Below are 22589 nucleotides of genomic sequence, written 5' to 3'. Positions count from 1 at the left end.
GGCAGACAGCGCTAGACTTGGGTATTCATGATTTCCTGGTAGGCCGATACCAGCTTGTTGCGGGCCTGCACCATGGTCTGGAAGCTGAGGCTCGCCTTTTGCAGCGACACCATTACGTCTTGCAGGTTGACGCCCTCGTCGCCGAGTTCGAAGCGTTTCTGCAGGTCTTGCGACGCGGCTTGCGCGGCGTTGACCTGGTCGAGCGTCGCCTTGAGCACGTCGCCGAACTCGACCTGCGGCGCGCCGGCGGATTGAACCGCCGGCTTACCGGCCGCCTGGGCCTGCGAGGCCCGCAGCTCGGCCAACATTTGGTCGATGCCTTGCACGGACATAGTCACTCCATCTTGCCATGTTCCGGGCAACCTTTCTCGGCATCGAGCGATTCTTCGCGGTAGCGCTGCAACTTGTAGCGCAGCGTGCGCTCGCTGATGCCCAGTTTCTCGGCGGCAAGCTTTTTCACGCCGCCGACGGTCGCCAGGGTATCCAGGATATGACGCTTCTCCAGTGTGCGCATATCGTGCGCGGGAGCGGCGTCGGGATCATTTTCGGGCGAGACGGCAGGGAACGGGGCCACGGTACCGGAAGCATCCGGCAGCATCAGGTCGACGGCAAGAATTTCCGCCCCGGCGGCAAGAATCACCGCCCGCTGCACGACATTTTCCAGCTCGCGGATGTTACCCGCCCAACTATGGGCCGTCAATCGACGCTCCGCCTCGCTCGAGAGGACCAGGCCGGCGTTGCCGGCGGCCTCCGAATACCTCCTAAGCAAGCGACGTGCCAACGGCAAGATATCGTCGCGGCGCTCGGCCAAGGACGGCAGTTTCAGCGGGAAGACGTTGAGCCGGAAGTACAGGTCTTCGCGAAAGCGCCCGGCGTCGACCTCGGCCGACATGTCGCGGTTGCTGGTCGCCAGCACCCGGATGTCGAGCTTGATCGTGCGGCTGCCGCCGACGCGCTCGACCTCGCGCTCCTGCAGCACGCGCAACAGCTTGGCCTGCAAGGGCAGCGGCATCTCGGAGATCTCATCGAGCAGCAAGGTGCCGCCCTGCGCCTGCTCGAACTTGCCGGGCATGGCCGCGGTCGCGCCGGTGAACGCGCCCTTCTCGTGGCCGAACAGCGTCGCTTCGAGCAGCGAATCGGGGATCGCCGCGCAGTTGACCGCGACGAAAGGCCCGTCGGCGCGGCGCGAATGGCGGTGGATGAAGCGCGCGAGTACTTCCTTGCCGGCGCCCGACGGCCCGGACAGCAGTACGGTGGCGTCGCTGACGGCGACGCGGCGCGCCAGCGACAGCAGCTCCTTCATTCGCGGCGACGCGGCGAGCGCCTCGCCGTCCTCGTCGCCGGCCGGCAGCTTCAGCAGATGCTTTTCGACCTCGGCGATCAGCGTCGCCGGCTCGAACGGCTTCAAGAGGTAATGCGTGGCGCCGGCGCGCAACAATGCGATCGCGCGCTCGATCACACCGTAGGCGGTCATCAGGATGAACGGCACGCCCGGATAGCGGCGCTTGACCTCGTCGAACAGCGAGTAGCCGTCCATCGGCGCCATCTGCGCGTCGGACACGATCAGGCCGACCGGCTCGCAGCGCAAGACTTCGAGCGCCGCTCCACCGTCGACGGCGGACAGCACCAGGTAGCCGGCGAGTTCGAGGGTATCGACCAGCGCTTCGCGCAGGTCGGCGTCGTCCTCGACGACCAGAATCGGCAGGGATTTCATACGGGTAGTGTCTTTTTATTGAATGACGGCGGCGCGTTGCGCGGCGAGCGCGACCAGCTTGCCGGCGATGGCTTGAATCGGCAGCACCTCGTGCGCGGCGTTCAGCGCGATCGCCTCCTTGGGCATGCCGAACACGACGCAGCTGGCTTCGTCCTGCGCGACATTATACGCGCCGGCCTCCTTCAGCTCTAACAGGCCCTGCGCGCCGTCGCGGCCCATGCCGGTCAGGATCACGCCGAGCGCGTGGCGGCCGGCGACGTTGGCTGCCGAGCGGAACAGCACGTCGACCGAAGGGCGATGGCGGTTGACCGGCGAGCCCTGGTTCAGCGACACCGCGTAGCCGACGCTGCTGCACGGCTTGACGACGAGGTGCGAGTGGCCGGGCGCGATGTAGACGGTATTCGGCTGCACGCGCTCACCCTCCTCGGCCTCCTTCACCTTGAGCTTGCACAGCGAGTCGAGCCGCTCGGCGAAGGTCTTGGTGAACATTTCCGGCATGTGCTGCGCGATCAGGATCGGAGGCATCCGCTCGGGCAGCGCGGTCAACAGCGTGCGCAGCGCCTCGGTGCCGCCGGTCGACGAGCCGATCACGATCAGCGGCTGGCGGCCGATCGCGAGCCGGCCCGGCTGGCGCGGCAGGATCGCGTCGGCGCTCAGGCTCGGCGCCACCTCGAGCGGCGCCTTGCCGTCCTTAGTCTGGAACACGCCCATCCCCTCCCCTTTCGCGCTCTCCGGCGCTGTCCTGTCGCACTCACGGTCGATGCGGCACGGCCCGATACTATCGTCATTTCCGGCCACATGCCACGCGGGCTCGGCCGACGTTACCTCATTCGCGGCGCAGCCGTGTCAGCCAGCCGTCGCACGCCGCCTCGATCAGGTCGAGCACCGTATCGAAGGCCTGCGCGTCGCCACAATAGGGATCGGGCACCTCGTCGACGGCCCCATCCAGCACCTCGAGCATCAGCGTGAGCTTGTGGCGGTGCTCGGCCGGGCAGCGGGCCTTGAGTTCGCGCAGGTTCCGCCGGTCGGCGGCCAGAATCAGGTCGAAGCGCGCGAAGTCGGCCGTCTCGATCTGGCGCGCGCGCCGGCCGCAGAGCGCATAGCCGCGGCTCGCCGCCGCCTGCCGCGTGCGTGGATCGGGCGCTTCGCCGACGTGATAGCCGTGCGTGCCGGCCGAATCGACCTGCCAGCCGGCGAGGCCGGCCGCCTCGAGCCGCGCGCGCATCACACCTTCGGCAGTAGGCGAGCGGCAGATGTTGCCCATGCAGACGAAGAGCAGTTTCATTTCAGTCTTTCCTTGTTCAACGGTCGGCGCGGCCGACAGCATAAGCCCTCGGCCGACCGTGTTGAAAGGGCCTTCCCCAAATGACATGCCATCCCAATGCATTAATCGGTAGCGGGCACGGCGGTGCCGGCCCGAGCTGACCCGAACAAAAAAAATGTGATAGCATTTCAGACACTTAAGCCACAAACCTCCGCGAAGACGGCTTCGCGGCAGGCTTTCTCATCGGGGACGGCCCCGGCTTTATCAGGAGCCGCATCGTGGCCTGGATCCATCTCGTCATCGCCGGTCTGCTCGAAGTCGCCTGGGCGATCGGTCTCAAGCAATCCGAAGGTTTTTCCAAACTCGTCCCGTCGGCATTCACGCTGGTGACGATGGCGGCGAGTTTCTACCTGCTCGCTTCCGCGATGCGGAGCTTGCCGGCCGGCACCGCCTACGCGGTGTGGACCGGCATCGGCGCGGTCGGCACGGTGCTGATCGGCATCTTCTGGCTGAACGAGCCGGTGAACGCCGGGCGCGTGCTGAGCCTGACGCTGCTGGTCGCCGGCCTGATCGGCCTCAAGGTCAGCAGCGCCTGAGCGTCGCGGGCCATCGAAAATACCGCCGAGGCCCGCTCGTCTGCGGCAACAAAAAGCTCGGCCAACCTTATGAAGGTTGGCCGAGCTTTTTCGTGGCGCTCATGAACAACGTTGGCCGAGCCCCGCCCGCCGCCGCCGGCCCGCTACAGCGGATTCGCCCACGCGTGCTCCTTCAGCGCCTTCAACTGGTCACGCAGCTTGGCCGCCTTCTCGAACTCGAGGTTGCGCGCCGCCTCCATCATGTCCTTCTCGAGGCGCTTGATCTCCTTCGCCAGCGACTTCTCGTCGAGCATCGCGACGCGCGCCGCTTCCTTGAGTTCCTTCTTGTCGTCGGCGTTGCTGTAGACGCCGTCGATGAGGTCCTTGATCCGCTTGGTGACGCTCTTCGGCGTGATCCCGTTCTCGAGGTTGAACGCGATCTGCTTGGCGCGGCGCCGTTCGGTCTCGTCGATCGCGCGCTTCATCGAGTCGGTGATCCTGTCGGCGTACAAGAGCGCCCTGCCGTTGACGTTACGCGCGGCACGCCCGATGGTCTGGATCAGGGAACGCTCGGAGCGCAGGAAGCCTTCCTTGTCGGCGTCGAGGATGGCGACCAGGCTGACCTCGGGGATGTCGAGGCCCTCCCTGAGCAAGTTGATGCCGATCAGCACGTCGAACAGGCCGAGGCGCAGGTCGCGGATGATCTCGACGCGCTCTACGGTATCGATGTCGCTGTGCAGATACCTGACCTTCAACCCGTGCTCGGTATAGTAGTCGGCCAGCTGCTCGGACATGCGCTTGGTCAGCGTCGTCACCAGCACGCGCTCGTTCTTGTCGATGCGGAGCTTGATCTCGGACAACAGGTCGTCGACCTGCGTCGCGACCGGCCGGATCTCAATCGTCGGGTCGATGAGGCCGGTCGGACGTACCACCTGCTCGACGACCTGGCCGGCGTGCTCCTTTTCATAGACGGCCGGCGTCGCCGACACGAACACCGTCTGCGGGATCATCGCCTCGAATTCGTGGAACTTCAGCGGCCGGTTGTCGGCGGCCGACGGCAGCCTAAAGCCGTAGTCGACCAGGTTCTGCTTCCTCGCCGCGTCGCCCTTGTACATCGCGCCGACCTGGCCGATGGTGACGTGGCTCTCGTCGATGAACATCAGCGCGTTCTTCGGCAGGTAGTCGATCAGCGTCGGCGGCGGCTCGCCCGGCCCGCGGCCCGAGAAGTGGCGCGAGTAGTTCTCGATGCCCTTGCAGAAGCCCATCTCGTACAGCATCTCGAGGTCGAAGCGCGTGCGCTGTTCGATGCGCTGCGCCTCGACCAGCTTGCCTTCCTTCTGGTACCACTGCACCCGCTCGGCCAACTCCAGCTTGATCTTCTCGCAGGCTTTCAGCACCGTGTCGCGCGGCGTCACGTAGTGGCTGGCCGGGAACACGGTGTAGCGGCCGACGCGCTGCTTGGTCGCACCGGTCAGCGGGTCGAACAGCGTCAGCGACTCGAGCTCGTCGTCGAACAGGCTGACGCGCAAGGCGGTCTCCGAGCTTTCGGCCGGGAAGATGTCGATCACGTCGCCGCGCACGCGGAAGGTGCCACGCGAGAAGTCGACCTCGTTGCGGTCGTACTGCATGCCGGTCAGCCGCTTGATGATGTCGCGCTGCGCGAGCGTCTCGCCCTCCTTCAGGTGCAGGATCATCTGGTGGTATTCGGACGGGTCGCCGATACCGTAGATCGCCGACACGGTCGCGACGATCACGCAGTCGCCCCGCTCCAACAGGTGCTTGGTCGCCGACAGCCGCATCTGCTCGATGTGCTCGTTGATGCTCGAATCCTTCTCGATGAACAAGTCGCGGCTCGGGACGTAGGCTTCCGGCTGATAGTAATCGTAATAGGAGACGAAGTACTCGACCGAGTTTTCCGGGAAGAACTCGCGCATCTCGGCGTACAGCTGCGCGGCGAGCGTCTTGTTGTGCGCCATGACGATCGCCGGCCGGCCGGTCTGCGCGATCACGTTGGCCATCGTGTACGTTTTGCCGGAACCGGTGACGCCGAGCAGGGTCTGGTAGGAGAGCCCGTCGGACAGCCCCTCGACCAGCTGGGCGATCGCCGCCGGCTGGTCGCCCGCCGGCGGGAACGGCTGGTGCAGCTTGAACGGACTGTCGGGAAAGGTAAGCACCATACGATTCTGCCCTGCGAGAAGGTGCGGCGCGAGGCGCCGCTATTGGCCTTATTGTACTGCACCGACTGCGCCTGCCGGCCGGTACGTAACGGCGGGCAAAAAACCCCGCCGCGCGAGGCTATCCTTGATTAAAATGCATGGCGATTTAGCCCGTGCATGGAGAAATATAAATGCTCAAAACATTTGCCGGCTGGCTGTTGTCGGCCGCCATGGCCAGCGCTTTTGCCGCGCCCGCGCTCACCGACGTTCGCGGTGTGCAGGTCGCGTCGCAGATGGCGAGTCAGGCCCCGCTGTTGAGTTCCCATTCGGTGCTGGTGATGAACAGCCAGACCGGGGAAGCGCTGTACCAGAAGAATATCAACCAACGTCTGCCGATCGCGTCGATCACCAAGCTGATGACGGCGATGGTCGTGCTCGACGCCGGCCTCGACCTGAACGAGGCGGTGACGATTTCCGACGCCGAGATCGACCGCCTGAAGAACACCCACTCGCGCCTCGCGGTCGGCAGCACGCTGACGCGCCGCGAACTGCTGCTGTTGGCGCTGATGTCGTCGGAAAACCGCGCCGCCGCCGCACTCGCGCGCAGCTACCCGGGCGGCACCGCCGCCTTCGTCGCACGCATGAACCGCAAGGCGCGGGCCTTGGGCATGCGCGACGCGGCGTTCTACGACGCCACCGGCCTCGACCTGCGCAACAGCGCGACCGCCGCCGACCTCGCGTTGATGGTGAAGGCCGCCTACGGCTACCCGCTGATCCGCCAGGACAGCACCACCCAGCAGCACGCCGTCTACAGCGGCGCCAACCGCCTGTTGCAGTACAAGAACAGCAATGCGCTGGTGCGCGGTGGCGAATGGGACATCGGCCTGCAGAAGACCGGCTACATCCAGGAAGCCGGCCGCTGCATGGTGCTGCACGCGACCGTCGGCTCGCAGCCCTTGGTGATCGTGCTCCTGGCCGCCAATGGCCCGGCCGCGCGCGTCAACGACGCGAAGGCGATCCGCACCTGGCTCGAAGGCCATCCGGGCAGCTGGCTGGCGGGCTGAGCCCTCCTCATTCCTTGCCAAAGGTTGGCCGAGCCGTTCGGCCAACCTTTTTTCTGCGCGTCATTGCTGGCCGATGCCCCTCTCCCAATACGGCGGGTCGCCGTAAAGTTCCGAAAGAAAATCGACGAAGGCGCGCACCTTCGCCGGCAACTGACGCCGGCTCGGGTAGAGCGCATAGACCTGCTGCGCCGGCAGCGCGTAGTCGGGCAAGAGCGCGACGAGCCGCCCGTCGGCCAGCGCGCCGCCGACGTCCCACACCGCCTTGATCGCGACGCCGCCGCCGGCGATGCACGCCTCGCCGATCGCCTCGCCGTAGTTGCATGAGAAGCGCCCGGCGACCTTCACCGCGACCGGCCCGTCCGGGCCGTCGAAGCGCCAGGTCTGGCTGCGCGCGCCGGCGGCGGCGTCGAGCAACAGGCAGTCGTGATCGGCTAGATCCGCCGGCGAAACCGGCACACCGCGGCGCGCGAGGTAATCGGACGACGCGACCAGCACGCGACGGCTCGGGCACAGCCGCCGCGCGACCCAGCTCGCCTCGTCGGGCCGGCCGATGCGGATCGCAACGTCGAGGCCGGCATCGACGAGGTTGAGCACCGTGTCGGTCAGCGTCAGCTGCACGTCGACTTGCGGGTAGCGCGCGAGGAAGGCCGGCAGGTGGCCGGCGACATGACGGCGGCCGAACGACGCCGACGCGGTCACCCTGAGCACGCCCGACGGCGCCAGCCGGCCTGCGGCCAGTTCGGCGTCGGCGGCGGCCAGCTCGTCGAGCAGCGGCCGCACGCGCCGGTAGTAGGCCTCGCCCTCCGGCGTGGTCGACAGCCGCCGCGTCGTGCGCTGCAACAGCCGCACGCCGAGGCTCGCTTCGAGCTTCATCAGCCGCTTGCTGACCACCGCGCCGGACGCGCCGAGCCGCTCGCCGGCGGCCACCAGGCTGCCCGCCTCGACCGCCGCGCAAAAGAGTTGCAGATCGCCGAGTTTTTCCATCGCCCGATTATCGCCATTTTTTTGAGGATGATGCGCCGATTCGCGCATTTATCAACGGGGCGGCGTGGACGATACTGAAGCCCTAGCCCCTCATCCCGAAAAAGGACACCCGCCATGAAAGCCGTCGGCCTCACCCGCTACCTGCCGATCGACCACCCCGATGCGCTGATCGACCTCGAGCTGCCCAAGCCGCTGCCTGCCGGCCACGACATCCTGGTGCGCGTCGAGGCGGTCTCGGTCAACCCGGTCGACACCAAGGTGCGCGCGCCGAAAGACAAGGTCGAGGACGAGCCGCGCGTGCTCGGCTGGGACGCCGCCGGCGTCGTCGACGCGGTCGGCCCCGACGTGACGCTGTTCGCGCCCGGCGACGCGGTCTACTACGCCGGCGACATCACGCGCCAGGGCAGCAACAGCGAGTACCAGCTGGTCGACGAACGCCTCGTCGCGAAGAAACCGGCGAGCCTCGACTTCGCCGCCGCCGCCGCGCTGCCCTTGACCGCGATCACCGCGTTCGAGTCGCTGTTCGAGCGATTGAACATCGACAAGCTGGGCGCCGACGCCGGCCACAAGCTGTTGATCATCGGCGGCGCCGGCGGCGTCGGCTCGCTGGCGATCCAGTTCGCCCGCCTCGCCGGCCTGACCGTGATCGCCACCGCCGGCCGTAAGGAGAGCGCCGACTGGTGCCGCGCGCTCGGCGCCGACCACGTGATCGGCCGCGACAAGCCGCTGACTGAAGCGCTGGCCGAACTGGGGCTCAAACACGTCGACTACATCTTCAACGCCGCCGACACCGACGCGTACTGGGCCGAGTCGGTCGCGGCACTCAAGCCGCAGGGCAAGATCGTCGCCATCGTCGACAACCGCGGCCCGCTCGCGATGGGCGAGATGAAGGCCAAGAGCGCGAGCCTGCACTGGGAAATGATGTTCACCCGCGCGATGTTCCGCACCGACGACATGATCCACCAGCATCAGCTGTTGGCCGAGGTCGCCGCCTGGGTCGACGCCGGCAAGGTGCGGGGCACGCTGGCCGAGACGGTGTCGCCGATCAACGCGGCCAATCTGCGCGCGGCGCACGCGAAGCTGGAATCGGGGACGATGGTCGGCAAGCTGGTGCTCGCCGGCTGGTAAATCTTGCAGATACGAAAAAGGTTGGCCGAGCTTTTCAGGGTTCGGCCAAGCTTTTTGTTTTGGAGCCTTGCTTGAGACGGCGCTTAGCCGCCGCGCTTGAACGCGATCAGGTGGTCGAGTTCGAGCCGGATGCCGATCGGCTCGCCGATCGCGTGATTGTGGTGGCTCGGCACTTCGGCGAGCACGCGCTGGCCCGACGGCAGCGTCAGCGTGTAATGAAAGGCAGACCCGCGGAACACCTTGCTCTCGACGAGCGCGGTCAGCGGGCTCGCGTCGTCGTGCTGCACGTCGTCGGGACGCAAGAGCACGTCGACCGCGTCGCCGACGCTGAAGCCGTTCGGCGTCAGTCCGCAGTATTCGCCGATCTCGAGCTTCACGCAGTTCGGCGCGGTGACCGTCGCCGGCACGAAGGCGCCCTGGCCGATGAAGTCGGCGACGAAGCGCGTCACCGGCTGGTGATAGAGCGCGTACGGCGTCGCCCACTGCAACAGCTTGCCGCCGTGCATCACGCCGACCTTGTCGGCCATCGCGAACGCCTCGTGCTGGTCGTGCGTGACGAGGATGGCGGTCATGCCCTCGCGCTTGAGGATGTCGCGCACCTCGCGCGACAGCCGCTCGCGCAGGTCGACGTCGAGGTTGGAGAACGGCTCGTCGAGCAGGAGCAGTTTCGGCCGCGGCGCCAGCGCGCGCGCCAGCGCGACGCGCTGCTGCTGGCCGCCGGACAGTTCGTGTGGGAACGCTTCGCCGTGGCTCGACAGGCCGACGACGTCGAGCAGTTCGGCGACGCGGTGCGCGCGCTCGGCGCGGTTAAGCGACTGCAGCCCGAAGCCGACGTTGGCCGAGACCGACAGATGCGGGAACAGCGCGTAGTCCTGGAACACCATGCCGATCCGGCGTTCGTGCGCCGGCAGGCTGAAGCCGGCGCGGCTGATGACCTTGCCGTCGAGGCGGATCTCGCCGCCCTTGACCGCCTCGAAGCCGGCGATGCAGCGCAGCACGGTGGTCTTGCCGCAGCCGGAGCTGCCCAACAGGCAGCCGATCTCGCCGTCTTCGAGCTGGAAACCCATCGCGTCGACGACGTGGGTGTCGCCGTACGATTGCGAGACATGGTCGAATTCAAGCAGGACGCTCATGCGGAGTCTTTCTGTCTGGACAGCAAAATCACCGGGATCAAGCCGGCGAGCACGATGGCGATCGCCGGCAGCGCGGCGCGGTCCCACTGGCCTTCGGCGGTCAGGTTGAAGATGCGCACCGACAGCGTGTCCCAGCCAAACGGCCGCGTCATCAGCGTGATCGGCATTTCCTTCATCACGTCGACGAACACCATCAGCATCGCGGTCAGGATGCCGCCGGTTAAGAGCGGCAGGTGCAGCCGCGCGGCGAGCCGCCAGCCGGAATAGCCGAGGATGCGCGCCGCCTCTTCCTGGCTGGCGGTGATGCGGTGCATCGCCGCGTCGATCGCCGAATGGCCGACGGCGAGAAAGCGCGCGACGAAGGCCAAGAGCATGATCAACAGCGTGCCCTTCAGGATCGCCGTCGTCCCCTCGGGCAGCCAGTCCTTGAATACGTCGATCAGCGCGTTGTCGAGCCAGGCGATCGGCACGAACACGCCGACGGCGAGCACGGTGCCCGGCACCGCATAGCCGAGCGTCGCGATCTTGGCGAAGGCGTGGGTCGTCATGCGCTTGTCGCGACGTTGCGCGTAAGACAGCAAAAGCGCGACCGCGGCGACCAGCGCCGCCGCCATCAGCGACAAGAGCAGCGATCGGCCGACGTAAGCGGCGAGGTCGGCGTTCAGCTCTTCGACCCAGACGCTCACCGCCCAGAAGACTAGCTGCACCACCGGCAGCGCGAACGCGAGCGCGAACACCAACGCGGCGAGCAAGGTCGCGCCCACGGCGCGCCAGCCGCCTAGCCTCAAGCGCGGCAAGGGCGCGGCGCGGCCCGCCTGCGTGTAGGCGCGGCGGCCGCGCGCGCTCTGCTCGAACCACACCAGCACGAACACCATCGTCACCAACAGCGACGCGAGCTGCTTGGCGGTGTCGAGCGAGAAGAACGAGAACCACGCCTTGTAGATCGCGTTGGTGAAGGTGTCGTAGTTGAAGATGGCGACCGCGCCGAAGTCGGCCAGGGTTTCCATCAGCGCGAGCGTCATCCCGCCGATGATCCACGGCCGCGCCATCGGCAGCGCGACGCGCCAGAAGCCCTGCGAGCGCGACAGGCCGAGCGACTGCCCGACTTCGAGCGCGCGCCGCCCCATGGTCGAGAACGCGTTGCGCGCCAACAGATAGACGTAGGGGTAGAAGGCGAGCGTCAGGATCACGATGACGCCGCCGGTGGAACGCGCCGACGGCACCCAGCTCGACGTGCCGTAAGTATCGCGCAGCCAGGTCTGGATCGGCCCGGTGAATTCGAGCAGGCCGAGCTGCGAGAACGCCATCACGTAGGCGGGCATCGCCAAGGGCAGCATCAGCGCCCACGTGAAGAAGCGCCGTCCCGGAAAGTCGTACACCGACACCAGCCACGCGAGCGGCACGCCGATGAGAAACACGCCGCTGCCGACGCCGAGCACCAGCCACAGCGTGTTGAGCAGGATGCCGGGCAACTGGTAGTCGATGAGGTGCGACCAGATCGCCGCGTCGGGCGAGCCGATCGACGCGAAGATCACCGAGAGCGGGATCAGGGTGACGAGGCTGATGAACACCACCACCACCCGCCAGCGCATAGCCGACCACTGCATGCCAAGAATCCGTGAGAGTCGCAAAGGGGGAAATTATCGGGCCAAGCACGCACCGACCGCAAACACGGCCGATTCGCAATGCCATTTGGGCGGGCTCGGCCGGCCGAGCCCGAAAAGACAAGGGGCGGGTTCACCCCGCCCCTCTCGATCAGACGTTGTCGCTTACTTGTAGCCGACGCGGTCCATCAGCTTCACCGCGTCGGCCTGGCGCGTGCCGGCGTTCGACACGTTGATCAGCGACGACTTGAACGGACCCCAGGCGGCGACTTCCGGCGCCGGCTTCACCTTAGTGTTGACCGGGTACTCCATGTCGACGTCGGCGTACAGGTTCTGCGCCTTGGCGGACGACAGCCACTCGAGCAGCTTCACCGCGCCCTTCTCGTTCTTCGCGTAACGCGTCACGCCGGCGCCCGACACGTTCACGTGCGAGCCCTTGCCGTTCTGGTTGGCCCAGAACAGACCGACCGGCAGGTTCGGGGTCTTCTTCATCAGGCGGCCATAGTAGTAGGTGTTGGCGATACCCACCTCGCACTGGCCGGCGGCGATCGCCTCGAGCATCTTGGTGTCGTCCGGGAACACGTCGGTTGCCAGATTATCCATCCAGCCCTTGACGATGCGCTCGGTCTTCACCGGGCCGTACTCGGCGAGGAACATCGCGACCAGCGACTGGTTGTACACCTTCTTCGACGTGCGCAGGCACAGCTTGCCCTTCCACTTCGGATCGGCGAGGTCTTCGTAGCTCGACAACTGGCCCGGCTTCACCTTCTGCGTATTGTAGAAGAGGGTGCGCGCGCGCACCGACAGGCCGAACCACTCGTTTTTCGGGTCGCGCAGGTGGACCGGGATATTGGCGTTAAGCGTCGGCGACTTGACTGCCTTGAGCAAGCCCATGTTCGACGCCTGCCACAGGTTGCCAGCGTCGACCGTCATCAGGATGTCGGCCGGGGTGTTGCTGCCTTCGGCGCGCAGACGCTCCATCAGCGGGCCTTCCTTGTCGGACACCAGTTTCACATCGACGCCGGTTTCCTTCTTGTACACGTCGAGAATCGGCTTGATCAGCTGCTCGCCGCGCGAGCTATAGATCACCACCTCTTCGGCGAAGGCGGAACCGGAAATCGCCGCGATCATCGCGGCCAGCAACATCGGCTTCATCAGTCTGTACTCCTCAACCCGGTCGGAAAAATTCGCGAGGAGCACAGTCTAATCAAAACAAGAATAGTTATCAATTTGAACGTAAACCGATACACAAAGGCTTCAACGTCCGGGCACGAAGCGTACCAGGTCGCCCGCTTCCACCCTGTAACGCGCGTTGCGGACCTCAGCGACGGCAAGCTTGGGCTGCACCTGCGTCACCGTCGCGTCGCCCGACAACAGCTCGGCGACGCCGAGCTTGCGCTCGCTGCCGGCGGCGCGCAGCTCTTTGGCCGGTCGCGGCTTGTAGACGATCAGGCTGTCGCCGACCCTCAGCCCCGAAAGACCGCCGTCGCCGAGGTAAATCCGGCTGCCGGCCTCGACCTTCGCCACGCGCGTCATGAACGGCACGCAGGCCAAGAGCGTGCCGACGCGCTCGGCGGCCTTGTCGAGCAGCTTGTCGACGGTGCGGCCGTAGTCGTTCTGCCAGAACGCTTCCGATGCGAACGGCGGCAGGCTTCTGCCTGCGACCTGGCCGTGCGCGGTGTCGGCAAAGCGCTCGCGCACCAGCAGCGCGCCGGTGAACGCGTCGTACACCCACAGCTCGAGGTCGAAGCGGCGCTCGGACGGCTGCAGCGAGACGCCGCCGCCGAACAGGCCGGCGAGCGGGCCGTCGTAGAACACGCCGGGGCGCCCCTTGTCGGCGTTAAACAGCGAGAAATCGGGCCGGTCGCCGGTGGAACCGCTGTCGATCAGCCGGCCGGCGAGCACGAACTGCACGTCCTCGCGCCGCCCGAGCTCGCGCACCAGGTCGAGGCCGCTGGCCGGGTCGCTCTCGCGCGGGTCGGGCAAGACGCCGAAGGCGCCGCCGTCGCGCGCAGAGAAACGCGGCAGGCGCGCGAAGCGGCGCGCGAGCTCGCTAGGCAGCCCGGTCGACACGTTGCCGAGGTCGGACGCGCTGGCCGGATGGTCGAGGTAGACGTAGGACGTCAACAAACGCCGCTTGATCGGCCGGCCTACCGCGCGCCCATCCGGGCAATGGCCGCCGTCGGCGCGCGGTCCCGGCGGCGGGGTATCCAGCGCCACCTTTACCCGGTAGAGACCGTCCTTTTCGCCCTCTTCGAGCACGCTGACCCTGCCCGGCGGCAACGGCGCCGCCGCGAGCCGCGACGACGTCGCGACGCGACCGCCGTTCACGTAGTCGGCCGACGTGATCTCGGCGCCCTGCGACAGCGCGGCCGCTTCGAGCGCGTCGGCGATCGCCAGCTCGCGCGCAGCTTTCGGGCCCGCATCCAGCGTCGCGACGCCGACGCCGACGAGACGCTCGGCCTGAGCGGTCAAAACAAACGCCGCCGAGAGGGCGGCGCCGAGCGCAAGTCGCCTGAACGGGCTCATTGCGCGAGGTAGTAGTTGTTGCCGAGGCTGGGCGACGCCTCGCCGCAGCGGCCGTCCCGGCATGCGCTGCCGGCCACCGGCACCATGTCGGCGGCCTTTTTCACGCTGCCGCTGTTCAGCAGCGCCTGCTTGTAAGCCTGGTAGAAGTCCTGCTCGAGCGTGATCTCGGCGACCGTCTCGCTGCTGCCGTCGGGCTTCAGGCTGGTCGACAGCACGCGCACGCCGCGCAGATAGCTGTCGACGTAGACGCGGAATGCGTCGCTCTGCACGACGAGGTTGGACACCGAGCTGCCGCCGACGAGTCGCACGCCCTGCACCTGCTCGGCGACCGAGCGGTAGGCATCGAGCCGCGCCGCGCGCATCGACAGCAGCTTGCGCTGCGAGGTGCTCAGGCCGCGGCCGCCGGGCGCGGCGCCGACGCCGGTCACGCGGATCACGATCGGGCGGTAGGGGTTCACCTCTTTCACCACCTCCTTGACGACGACCTTTTCTTCGGCGGCCGGAGCCGCTTCGGCCCCCTGGCCGACGTAGCCGGCGCCGGTCTGCGCGGGATAAGACGACGACACCGGCTCCGCCGGGACGAGCGCGGCTTTCGGTGCGTTGGTTTGCGCGCAGGCGGTCATCGCCAGCGCGGTGAGGGAGAGGGCGAAGCTGAGGCTCAGGGCTGCTTTCATGGCGTTGTCCGTTCTCGTGAGTATCTGGATGGTAGGAAGGCTGCCGATACGGCGTCAAGCGGGGCGAGCGAAGTGACGGCGCAACTGGCGCGCCGAGCCGAAACCGGCGGCGAGCCGCGTCAGCGCGTCGCGAAACGCCGGCACGTCGACGTTGCTCCAGTACGGGCGCTCGAGAAAGGATGGCTGGACGCCGATCACGATCAGCGCGGCGCTCATGGCGGGACGCCTCAGAGTGGACTTGCCGCTCAGCGATGGACACAGCACAGCCCCGCCCCGCCCCATGTTTCAGACCACCGTGAGACAAGATGCGGTCAGAAACGGACAAGGTTGGCCGAGCCTTGTTACGGGCTCGGCCAACCTTGTCTTGTAGCGCGGACCGCTCAGTGCGCGAGCTTGAAGCGCTTGACCTCGGCCTCGAGCGACTGCGCGAGGCTGTCGAGTTCGCCGGCCGCCTCGGCCACCGAGCGCGTGGCGTCGGCATTCTGGTCGACCATCTGCACGATCTGCTCGACGCTGTTGGCGATGTCGTGGCTGGCGACCGCCTGCTCGGCGAGGCCGCGGCTGACATCGTCGATCATGCCGACGACGTTGTCGGTACTGGTGTTGATCTCGGCAATCGCGCCGCCGGCGTGGCGCGCCATCTCCATGCCCTCGGTCACCTGGCTCACCGTCTGCTGCATCTGGTTCGCCATATTGCTCGCGCCCGACTGGATCGCGCCGATCATCGCGGTGATGTCGGCGGTCGACGCGGTCGTCTTCTCGGCCAGCTTGCGCACCTCGTCGGCGACCACGGCGAAGCCGCGGCCCAGTTCGCCGGCACGCGCCGCCTCGATCGCCGCGTTCAGCGCCAACAGATTGGTCTGGTCGGCGATGTCCTTGATCACGTTGATGATCGCGGTGATCTTGGCCGCCTCGGCGCCGAGGCTCTCGGCGGTGCCGGCTGCCTGGCCGACGGTCGCCGAGATCTTGCCGATCTCGCTGACCATCGCGTGGATCACGTCGGCGCCGGAACGCGCCTGCTGGCCCGACTGCTGCGACAGGCCCTGCGCCTCGCGCGACAGGTCGGAGATGTGGTTGATGCTGGTCGAGATTTCCTCCATCGCCGCCGCCATCGCGGTCGCGGCGCCCGACTGCTGCTCGGACCCCTCGCGCACGGTGCGGCTGGCGGCATTCAGGCCGCTCGCCGCGCCGATCAGGCGGCTGGCGCTGCCGTGCACGGTGCGCAGCGTGCCGGACAGGCCGTCGATGGTACGCGCCATCGCATTGTTCAGCCGCGCGATCTCATGGTTGGCCGCATCGGTCTCGAGGCGCTCGGACAGATCGCCCGCGGCGATGCGCTCGAGCGAATCGACCGCCTCGTCGAGCGGACGCGTGATGCTGCGCGACACGAAGAAGCCGGCGACCAGCGCGACCAGCACCGACAGCACGGCGACGATCAGCACCACGTGCTCGATGCTGCGCGCCTCCTCGAGACGCACCCCGTTGAGCTGGACGTTGACGTCGACGTTGTACTTGGCGAAAGCGCGCAGCGCGTCGCTGAGGTTGCGGCCGAGCACCGCGCCCTGTCCGGTGGTCAGCACCACCATCGCGCCGGTGGCGTCGCCCTTCACGCGCAGGTCGCGCACCTCCAGGATGTTTTTCTCCCAGCCCGTGTAAGCCTCTCTCAGCCTGGCGACGTGGACCTTCTCCTCGTCGAAGGCGCCGTGTTCGGCGATCGAGTCGTCGAGGTCCTTCAGTGACGTGCGGAAATGCCCGAGCGCCTCGTCGAGCAGCGCGTTGTGCTTGTCAAGGCTCGCCTCGTCCGGCGCCAGCACCACATTGCGCACCTGCACGCGGCCTTCGTTCACCGAGTCGAGCAGGCCGCCGATCGCGACGTTGCGCGGGAAGGCGATGGTATTGAGCTTTTCGATGCCGACGGTCAGCGAGCCCAGCTGTGTCTTGACAAACACCGCGCCGGCGACGAACAGCAGCACGATCAGCGCGAAGCCGATGCCGAGCCGGTAGGCGATTTTGAGATTTTTCATTCCACGAGTCCCCCGAAGGTTTTTTTAACTTTTCTAATCAAAAAAGACGGCGTGGTCAGTATAACCACTTGAAGAAGACAACGGCATTGCACGCTAGGTATTTTTACGTACAGCAATCACCGTCATGCCGGCGCGCAAAGAAAAAGCCGTCCCGAGGGACGGCTTTTTTTCGTGCGGGATGGGTGTCAGCCTCGCATACGCTTGAGGACCTCGTCGCGGCCGATCAGCGCGAGCACCGCATCGACCGAAGGCGTCTGCGGCGTACCGCACACCAGCACCCTGAGCGGCATGCCGAGCTGGCCCATCTTGATGCCTTCGTCGGCGCAGAAAGGCTTGAACAGCGCGTGGATGGCCTCGGCGTTCCAGTCGGACAGCTCGGCCAACCTGCCGGCGAAACGGCCCATCCGCGCGCGCGACTCTTCCGACAGGTGCTTTTCCAGGTCGGCGGCGGACGGCTCGCGGCGCGCGTAGAAGTAGTCGCACTCGAGCGCGAGCGCGTTCAGGTCCTGCACCCGCTCCTTGACCAACGCGATCACTTCGGCAAGGCAGGGGCCGTCAGCCGGGTCGATGCCGGCCTCGGCCAACCTCGGCGCCACCAGCTGCGCGAGGCGCAGGTTGTCGGCCGCCTTGATGTGCTGCGCGTTCAGCCACAGGAACTTCTCGTTGTTGAAGCGCGACGCCGACGGGCTGACGTCCTTCAGGTCGAACCATTCGACGAACTGCTCGATCGAGAAGAACTCATCGTCGCCGTGACCCCAGCCGAGGCGCGCCAGGTAGTTCAACAGCGCCTCGGGCAGGATGCCCTTGTCGGCGTAGTCGACCACGCTGACCGCGTCGCGGCGCTTCGACATCTTCTGGCCGTCCTCGTTGAGGATCATCGGCAGGTGGCCGTACACCGGCAGCGGCGCGCCGATCGCCTTAAGAATATTGATCTGGCGCGGCGTGTTGTTGACGTGGTCGTCGCCGCGAATGACATGGCTGATGGCCATGTCCCAGTCGTCGACCACCACGCAGAAGTTGTAGGTCGGGCTGCCGTCCGGGCGCGCGATGATCAGGTCGTCGAGTTCCTCGTTGGCGAACTCGATGCGGCCTTTCACCGCGTCGTCCCACGCGACGACACCGGTCAGCGGCGTCTTGAAGCGCACGACGGGCTCGACGCCCTCCGGCGGAGCCGGCAAGGTCTTGCCGTCTTCCGGGCGCCAGCGGCGGTCGTAGCGCGGCTTTTCACCGTTGGCTTCCTGCTCGGCGCGCATCGCTTCCAGTTCTTCCTTGGACGCGTAGCAGTAGTAGGCGTGGCCGGATTCGAGCAGTTGCAGGATGACCTCTTTATATCGGTCGAAGCGCTGCGTCTGGTAGAACGGGCCTTCGTCGTAGTCGAGGCCGACCCAGTGCATGCCGTCGAGGATCGCCTTGACCGATTCGGGGGTCGAACGCTCGAGGTCGGTGTCCTCGATGCGCAGCACGAAGGTGCCGCCGTTCTTACGGGCGAACGCCCAGGAAAACAGCGCGGTGCGCACGCCGCCGATATGCAGATAACCGGTCGGGCTGGGGGCAAAACGGGTACGGATCATGGACGATTCAGCCTGGCAAAACGCGAAAAGACCATTTTACGCGTTCAGGAGAAAGCGCGGCAACGCGGCGATACGGATATTCCCCCAGTCATGAAAAACCCCGCCATGGCGGGGTTTTGCTTGCCTGAGCTTGGCCGAGCTTATACCGGCTTGACCGGCGCCTTGGCGTCGAGGCCGGGTTTGGGTGTCGGTTGCGGGGCGTAGTCGGGCTCGACCGGCTCGACCGCCGGCGCCGGCTGCGACGGCGAACTCAGCCAGCGCACCGCGGTCAGGCCGCCTTCCTGCGGCTTGCCGCTCCCGCCGACCTTGCACGTCAGGCACACCGGTCTGCCGCTGCGCTCTTTCAGCGCGACATCGACCCGCTTGCCGTGCACCGCGATCGCGCGTTCGCGCTGCCAGTCGAGCAGCACCGACGCCAGCGTCTTCAGGCGCACATCGCTCTGCTTGTACTGGTCGTGGTAGGCGGTCAGCCACAGGTTGCCGTTGTCGTCCTCGTTGAGCAGCACACTCTGGTAGGACACCGTCACCGCGGCGCCGACCGGGACGGTGCCGGCGAGCGTCAGCGCGTCGCCGTTCTTCAGTCGCACGCAGCCGTGGCTGCGGAAACCGGGCACGCTGCCCGGCGCGTTGGTGCCATGGAAGCCGAGGCCGAGGCGCGCCTCGCCGAAGCGGATGAACACCTTGCCGAGCGGATTGTCCGGGCCGGGCGGCACGACGGTCTGCACCGGCTTGCCGGAGCGCTTCATTTCTTCCTGGATCGATTTGGGCACGTGCCAGGCCGGGTCTCGATGGATGCCGGTCACGTTGTACTGGCCGATCGGGGTCTGCGTCAGTAATTTGCCGACCGCGACCGGGTAGACCCTCTGCAGCTCGCCGTCGCGATAGACGAACATCCGGGTCTGCGGCAGGTTGACCACCACGTGCCATCCGGATGCCCGAATATCCACGTCAGGCTGCGGCACCGCCGCCTGAGCAGACATCGCAACCACGCCGGCGACGCCGGCAACCCACATCTTCCAAGCACAAGAACCCATGAAAACCATTTCCGTTACAAACCGGTAATAACAATTTTAACAGATAGAACGACTCAACATTCCGAGAAACTCCTGCAAGGCCCGCCCGTTTTTGCGAAAATCGACCGTTTAGCGTTTGTTTTGACACGGAAAACGATGAGTCATTCCCAAACCGTCGCCTTGGTGGAGTCCCTGGACTACGAAGGCCGAGGCGTTGCCCATGTAGAGGGCAAGACCATTTTCATCGACGGCGCCCTGCCTTATGAAAAGGTAATATACCGCGCCTACCGCAAAAAACCCACCTACGAAAACGCCGATGTCATATCGGTGCTAAAGGAAAGCTTCGTCCGCACCAAGCCGCGTTGCCCGCACTTCGGCGTCTGCGGCGGCTGTTCGATGCAGCACGTCGAATTCTCCGCGCAGGTGGCAATCAAGCAGCGCGTACTCGAGGACAACCTCGCCCACCTCGGCAAGGTCAAGGCCGAACGCATCCTGCCGCCGATCGCCGGTCCGGCCTGGGGCTACCGCCACCGTGCGCGCATGTCGGCGCGCTACGTCGAGAAGAAGGGCGGCGTGCTGGTCGGCTTCCACGAGAAGCGTTCGAGCTTCATCGCCGACATGCACGAGTGCCACATCCTGCCGCCGCACATCTCGCGGCTGATCGACCCCTTGCGCGCGATGATCGAAAGGCTGTCGATCAAGCAGCGCATGCCGCAGGTCGAAATCGCCGTCGGCGCCAAGGTCAGCGTGCTGGTGTTCCGCAATATGGACGACATCAGCGAAGACGATCTGAAGGTCTTCGCCGAGTTCGTCGATACCCACACCCACATCCACCACCCGCTGCAGATCTGGCTGCAGCCGAAGGGACCGGACACCTGTTATCCGATCTACCCGGAAAACGCGCCGAAACTGAGCTACGAGATCGCCGACTTCGACGTCGAGATGCCGTACTACCCGACCGAGTTCACCCAGGTGAACCCCGAGATCAACAACGTGATGGTCGCACGCGCGCTCAAGCTCTTGGACCCGCAACCGGGCGAGCGCATCGCCGACATGTTCTGCGGCATCGGCAACTTCACGCTGCCGATCGCGCGCTCCGGCGCCACCGTGCATGGCATGGAAGGCAGCCAGGCGCTGGTCAAGCGCGCCATCGAGAACGCAACGCACAACGGCCTCGAGGACAGCGTCAGTTACGAAATGGCCAACCTGTTCGACGTGACCGAGGAGTCGTTCGCCGCGCTCGGGCATTTCGACAAGATGCTGATCGACCCGCCGCGCGACGGCGCGATGGCGCTGGTGAAGGCGATCACAGACGAGACCGCGCCCGCACGCATCGTCTACGTGTCCTGCAACCCCGCCACGCTGGCGCGCGACGCCAACGTGCTGGTCAACACCAAGGGCTACACGCTGAAGGCCGGCGGCATCATCAATATGTTCCCGCACACCGCCCACGTCGAATCGGTCGCCTGGTTCGAGAAGACCGGCCCGTGCATGAGCCGCGCCGAGACGGAGGCCATCGAGGCGGCAGAAGCCGCCGCGCGCGCAGCCGCCAAGGAAGCCAAGAAGGCGCGTGAAGCCGCTGCGGCCAAGGCCAAGGCGGACGAGGAAGCGGAACGCATCGCCCAGAAAGCGGCGCGGCGCCAGCATTATCTGGAAAACCAGCCTTATTACGACGCCAGGAACAAGAAGGCCGAAGGGAACGCTGACGCGGCCGCCCCTGACAGCCAGGCAGAACCCAAGGAATGAACGACATCGATCTATCCGTCCCCACCTTCGTCCCGCGCCGCCCGACGCCGGGCGCGCCGCGGCTCACCGCGCATCTGGCGCACCGCGCGACCGCCGTCATCGAGCTGGCCGACGGCGTACTGGTGACCGCGGCCGCCGGTCAGCGCTTTTCCCTGCCCGGCGGCAAGGCCAGCCGCGGCGAGCTGCGTTCGCAGGCGCTGATCCGCGAGTTGCGCGAAGAGACAGGTCTGAGGGTGCACAACATCCTCTACCTGTTCGACCACGTCACGCCGCACACCGCGCACAAGGTGTACCTGGTAATCGCGCAGGGCGCGCCGCGCCCGCAGGGCGAGATCGAGCGGATCGGCGTCTTGGCGTCGCCCGACGGCGAGCCCGACGTGACGCCCGAGACCCGCGCGATCCTGCGCCGCTACGCACGCCTGCGCGGCGAGGAAGGCCCGAAGAGCGAGGCGGTGCGCGCGATGCTGAACCTGGCGCGCTACATCGCCCGCGTCGAACCGGCGGAGCGCGCCGAGTGACGCGCAGCTGGCGGCGGCTCGACGAATTCGGCTACCACGCGGCGACCTCGGCCAACCCCGGCGTCTCGCTGGTGCTGCTCGGCCAGCCGCATTGCGGCGCGTGCAAGGCGGCCAAGGCGCTGCTGCCGGTCTTGCTGCCCGACACGGTCGCTACGCTGTTTGACGTCGACGTCGCGGTCAGCGGCGCGCTCGCGCACGAGTTCGAACTCTTCCACCTGCCGGCACTCGCCCTATACAAGAACGGCGCGTTTCACGCCTGGGTGAACGCGCCGCTCGAAGCTTCAACGTTGGCCGAGGTTATTCACTTGGCGCTCGACGCCCCCGCCGCAGAAGCGCCCTGAGAAGCAGATTCCATTAGCTCGGGCGGCAACTCGATCCAGCCCATCTGCCCCGCCACGCCGGTCAGCCCGGTCAACAGCAGGATCGCCAGCGGCGTGTAGCACAGCGCGCCGAGGAAGACGCGCAGCTTGGATACGCCGCTTACGGCGGACAGTGCGCGCACCAGGATAATCACGCTCAGCACCGACAACACCAGCGTCACGCCCTGCGCCGCGTCGTCGGGCAGCCAGCTCGCCAGCGGTTCGAGCAGTTGCGGACTGTTGGTCAGCACCACCAGCCCGAACAACGACGCCTCCAGCCTCGCCCCCGCCAGCCTCACCCACCAGCCCATGAAGCGCACGAACAGCAGGATCTGCATCCACGTGAACAGCACGAAGAACAGCAGCCGCCCCTCGAGCGGGCCGCCGATTTCGATCGCGCGCGCGCTGGCGAACACCCCCATCACGGTCAACAGCAGCGCCGGCTGCCAGAACGGGTATTGATAGTGCGCGAGCGGCTGGATGCGGCCGCGCACGAGGTCGATCACATCGTCGAACAATCGTTGCATGGCGGG

22 protein-coding genes are annotated in these 22589 nt (G+C 66.5%); 6 read left to right on the top strand and 16 right to left on the bottom strand.

What is annotated here, in order from left to right; translation table 11 throughout:
• Window positions 1-11: 11 nt before the first annotated feature.
• The 4 genes from fliE to DWG20_RS10175 all read right to left on the bottom strand — a co-directional run bounded on the left by fliE (window position 12) and on the right by DWG20_RS10175 (window position 2999).
• Complete coding sequence (gene fliE / locus DWG20_RS10190; protein WP_115433708.1) at window positions 12-332, bottom strand: flagellar hook-basal body complex protein FliE; 321 nt, start codon at window positions 330-332, stop codon at window positions 12-14.
• A 2-nt stretch (window positions 333-334) separates the two neighbouring features.
• Window positions 335-1714 carry a sigma-54-dependent transcriptional regulator gene (locus DWG20_RS10185; RefSeq protein WP_115433707.1) on the bottom strand — a complete coding sequence of 460 codons (1380 nt, stop codon included), beginning with the start codon at window positions 1712-1714 and terminating at the stop codon, window positions 335-337.
• A gap of 15 nt (window positions 1715-1729) precedes the next feature.
• Complete coding sequence (locus DWG20_RS10180) at window positions 1730-2425, bottom strand: CheB methylesterase domain-containing protein (protein WP_115433706.1); 696 nt, start codon at window positions 2423-2425, stop codon at window positions 1730-1732.
• Window positions 2426-2540: 115 nt separating this feature from the next.
• Window positions 2541-2999, bottom strand: a complete 459-nt coding sequence (locus tag DWG20_RS10175) for a low molecular weight protein-tyrosine-phosphatase (RefSeq protein WP_115433705.1) — start codon at window positions 2997-2999, stop codon at window positions 2541-2543.
• Window positions 3000-3256: 257 nt separating this feature from the next.
• Here DWG20_RS10175 and sugE point away from each other — a divergent pair, with 257 nt between their 5' ends.
• A complete protein-coding gene (gene sugE / locus DWG20_RS10170) occupies window positions 3257-3574 on the top strand; it encodes a quaternary ammonium compound efflux SMR transporter SugE (protein WP_115433704.1) in 318 nt (105 codons plus the stop codon).
• Between the two features lie 143 nt (window positions 3575-3717).
• Here sugE and uvrB read toward each other — a convergent pair whose 3' ends face one another.
• A complete protein-coding gene (gene uvrB / locus DWG20_RS10165; protein WP_115433703.1) occupies window positions 3718-5730 on the bottom strand; it encodes an excinuclease ABC subunit UvrB in 2013 nt (670 codons plus the stop codon).
• A 170-nt stretch (window positions 5731-5900) separates the two neighbouring features.
• Here uvrB and DWG20_RS10160 point away from each other — a divergent pair, with 170 nt between their 5' ends.
• Window positions 5901-6773 carry a serine hydrolase gene (locus DWG20_RS10160; RefSeq protein WP_115433702.1) on the top strand — a complete coding sequence of 291 codons (873 nt, stop codon included), beginning with the start codon at window positions 5901-5903 and terminating at the stop codon, window positions 6771-6773.
• A 60-nt stretch (window positions 6774-6833) separates the two neighbouring features.
• On the opposite strand, the gene DWG20_RS10155 is transcribed toward DWG20_RS10160, so the two are convergent.
• Window positions 6834-7757, bottom strand: coding sequence for a LysR family transcriptional regulator (locus tag DWG20_RS10155; RefSeq protein WP_115433701.1), 924 nt, complete (start codon window positions 7755-7757; stop codon window positions 6834-6836).
• 114 nt (window positions 7758-7871) lie between these two features.
• On the opposite strand from DWG20_RS10155, the gene DWG20_RS10150 reads away from it, so the two are divergent.
• Entirely contained in the window at window positions 7872-8885 is a 1014-nt protein-coding gene (locus DWG20_RS10150; RefSeq protein WP_115433700.1) for a zinc-binding alcohol dehydrogenase family protein, read from the top strand.
• Between the two features lie 83 nt (window positions 8886-8968).
• On the opposite strand, the gene DWG20_RS10145 is transcribed toward DWG20_RS10150, so the two are convergent.
• The 9 genes from DWG20_RS10145 to DWG20_RS10110 all read right to left on the bottom strand — a co-directional run bounded on the left by DWG20_RS10145 (window position 8969) and on the right by DWG20_RS10110 (window position 19454).
• On the bottom strand, window positions 8969-10018 hold the full coding sequence (locus DWG20_RS10145) for an ABC transporter ATP-binding protein (RefSeq protein WP_115433699.1): 1050 nt from the start codon (window positions 10016-10018) through the stop codon (window positions 8969-8971).
• Window positions 10015-11625, bottom strand: coding sequence for an ABC transporter permease (locus DWG20_RS10140; RefSeq protein WP_115433698.1), 1611 nt, complete (start codon window positions 11623-11625; stop codon window positions 10015-10017). The genes DWG20_RS10145 and DWG20_RS10140 overlap by 4 nt, the downstream gene beginning before the upstream one ends.
• A 162-nt stretch (window positions 11626-11787) precedes the next feature.
• Complete coding sequence (locus DWG20_RS10135; RefSeq protein WP_181880893.1) at window positions 11788-12777, bottom strand: extracellular solute-binding protein; 990 nt, start codon at window positions 12775-12777, stop codon at window positions 11788-11790.
• 102 nt (window positions 12778-12879) lie between these two features.
• Entirely contained in the window at window positions 12880-14097 is a 1218-nt protein-coding gene (locus DWG20_RS10130) for a flagella assembly protein FlgT middle domain-containing protein (RefSeq protein ID WP_245944701.1), read from the bottom strand.
• A gap of 50 nt (window positions 14098-14147) precedes the next feature.
• Entirely contained in the window at window positions 14148-14825 is a 678-nt protein-coding gene (locus tag DWG20_RS10125) for an LPP20 family lipoprotein (RefSeq protein WP_115433696.1), read from the bottom strand.
• Window positions 14826-14879: 54 nt separating this feature from the next.
• The gene (locus DWG20_RS16130; protein ID WP_181880892.1) at window positions 14880-15041 is read right to left on the bottom strand and encodes a hypothetical protein; all 162 of its coding nucleotides are present in this window, start codon (window positions 15039-15041) and stop codon (window positions 14880-14882) included.
• A 164-nt stretch (window positions 15042-15205) separates the two neighbouring features.
• Window positions 15206-16849: a methyl-accepting chemotaxis protein gene (locus DWG20_RS10120; RefSeq protein ID WP_115433695.1), complete on the bottom strand. Its 1644-nt coding sequence runs from the start codon at window positions 16847-16849 to the stop codon at window positions 15206-15208.
• A gap of 185 nt (window positions 16850-17034) precedes the next feature.
• Entirely contained in the window at window positions 17035-18420 is a 1386-nt protein-coding gene (gene gltX / locus DWG20_RS10115) for a glutamate--tRNA ligase (RefSeq protein WP_115433694.1), read from the bottom strand.
• 140 nt (window positions 18421-18560) lie between these two features.
• Window positions 18561-19454, bottom strand: coding sequence for a L,D-transpeptidase (locus DWG20_RS10110; protein ID WP_245944700.1), 894 nt, complete (start codon window positions 19452-19454; stop codon window positions 18561-18563).
• A 135-nt stretch (window positions 19455-19589) separates the two neighbouring features.
• Between DWG20_RS10110 and rlmD the strand changes: the two genes are divergently transcribed.
• Genes rlmD through DWG20_RS10095 form a run of 3 tightly spaced genes read left to right on the top strand, consistent with a single transcriptional unit; the run spans window position 19590 to window position 22038 of the window.
• A complete protein-coding gene (gene rlmD, locus DWG20_RS10105) occupies window positions 19590-21179 on the top strand; it encodes a 23S rRNA (uracil(1939)-C(5))-methyltransferase RlmD (protein WP_115433692.1) in 1590 nt (529 codons plus the stop codon).
• Window positions 21176-21697, top strand: coding sequence for an NUDIX domain-containing protein (locus tag DWG20_RS10100; RefSeq protein WP_115433691.1), 522 nt, complete (start codon window positions 21176-21178; stop codon window positions 21695-21697). The genes rlmD and DWG20_RS10100 overlap by 4 nt, the downstream gene beginning before the upstream one ends.
• On the top strand, window positions 21694-22038 hold the full coding sequence (locus DWG20_RS10095; RefSeq protein WP_115433690.1) for a thioredoxin domain-containing protein: 345 nt from the start codon (window positions 21694-21696) through the stop codon (window positions 22036-22038). Before DWG20_RS10100 ends, DWG20_RS10095 begins: the two co-directional genes overlap by 4 nt.
• Here DWG20_RS10095 and DWG20_RS10090 read toward each other — a convergent pair.
• The gene (locus DWG20_RS10090) at window positions 21999-22583 is read right to left on the bottom strand and encodes a hypothetical protein (protein ID WP_115433689.1); all 585 of its coding nucleotides are present in this window, start codon (window positions 22581-22583) and stop codon (window positions 21999-22001) included. The genes DWG20_RS10095 and DWG20_RS10090 overlap by 40 nt on opposite strands.
• Between the last annotated feature and the right edge of the window lie 6 nt (window positions 22584-22589).

The organism is Crenobacter cavernae, assembly GCF_003355495.1.
GTDB classification, from domain to species: domain Bacteria; phylum Pseudomonadota; class Gammaproteobacteria; order Burkholderiales; family Chromobacteriaceae; genus Crenobacter; species Crenobacter cavernae.
Note: the sequence above shows the minus strand (reverse complement) of the source record. Positions and strands in the feature narration are given on the sequence as shown.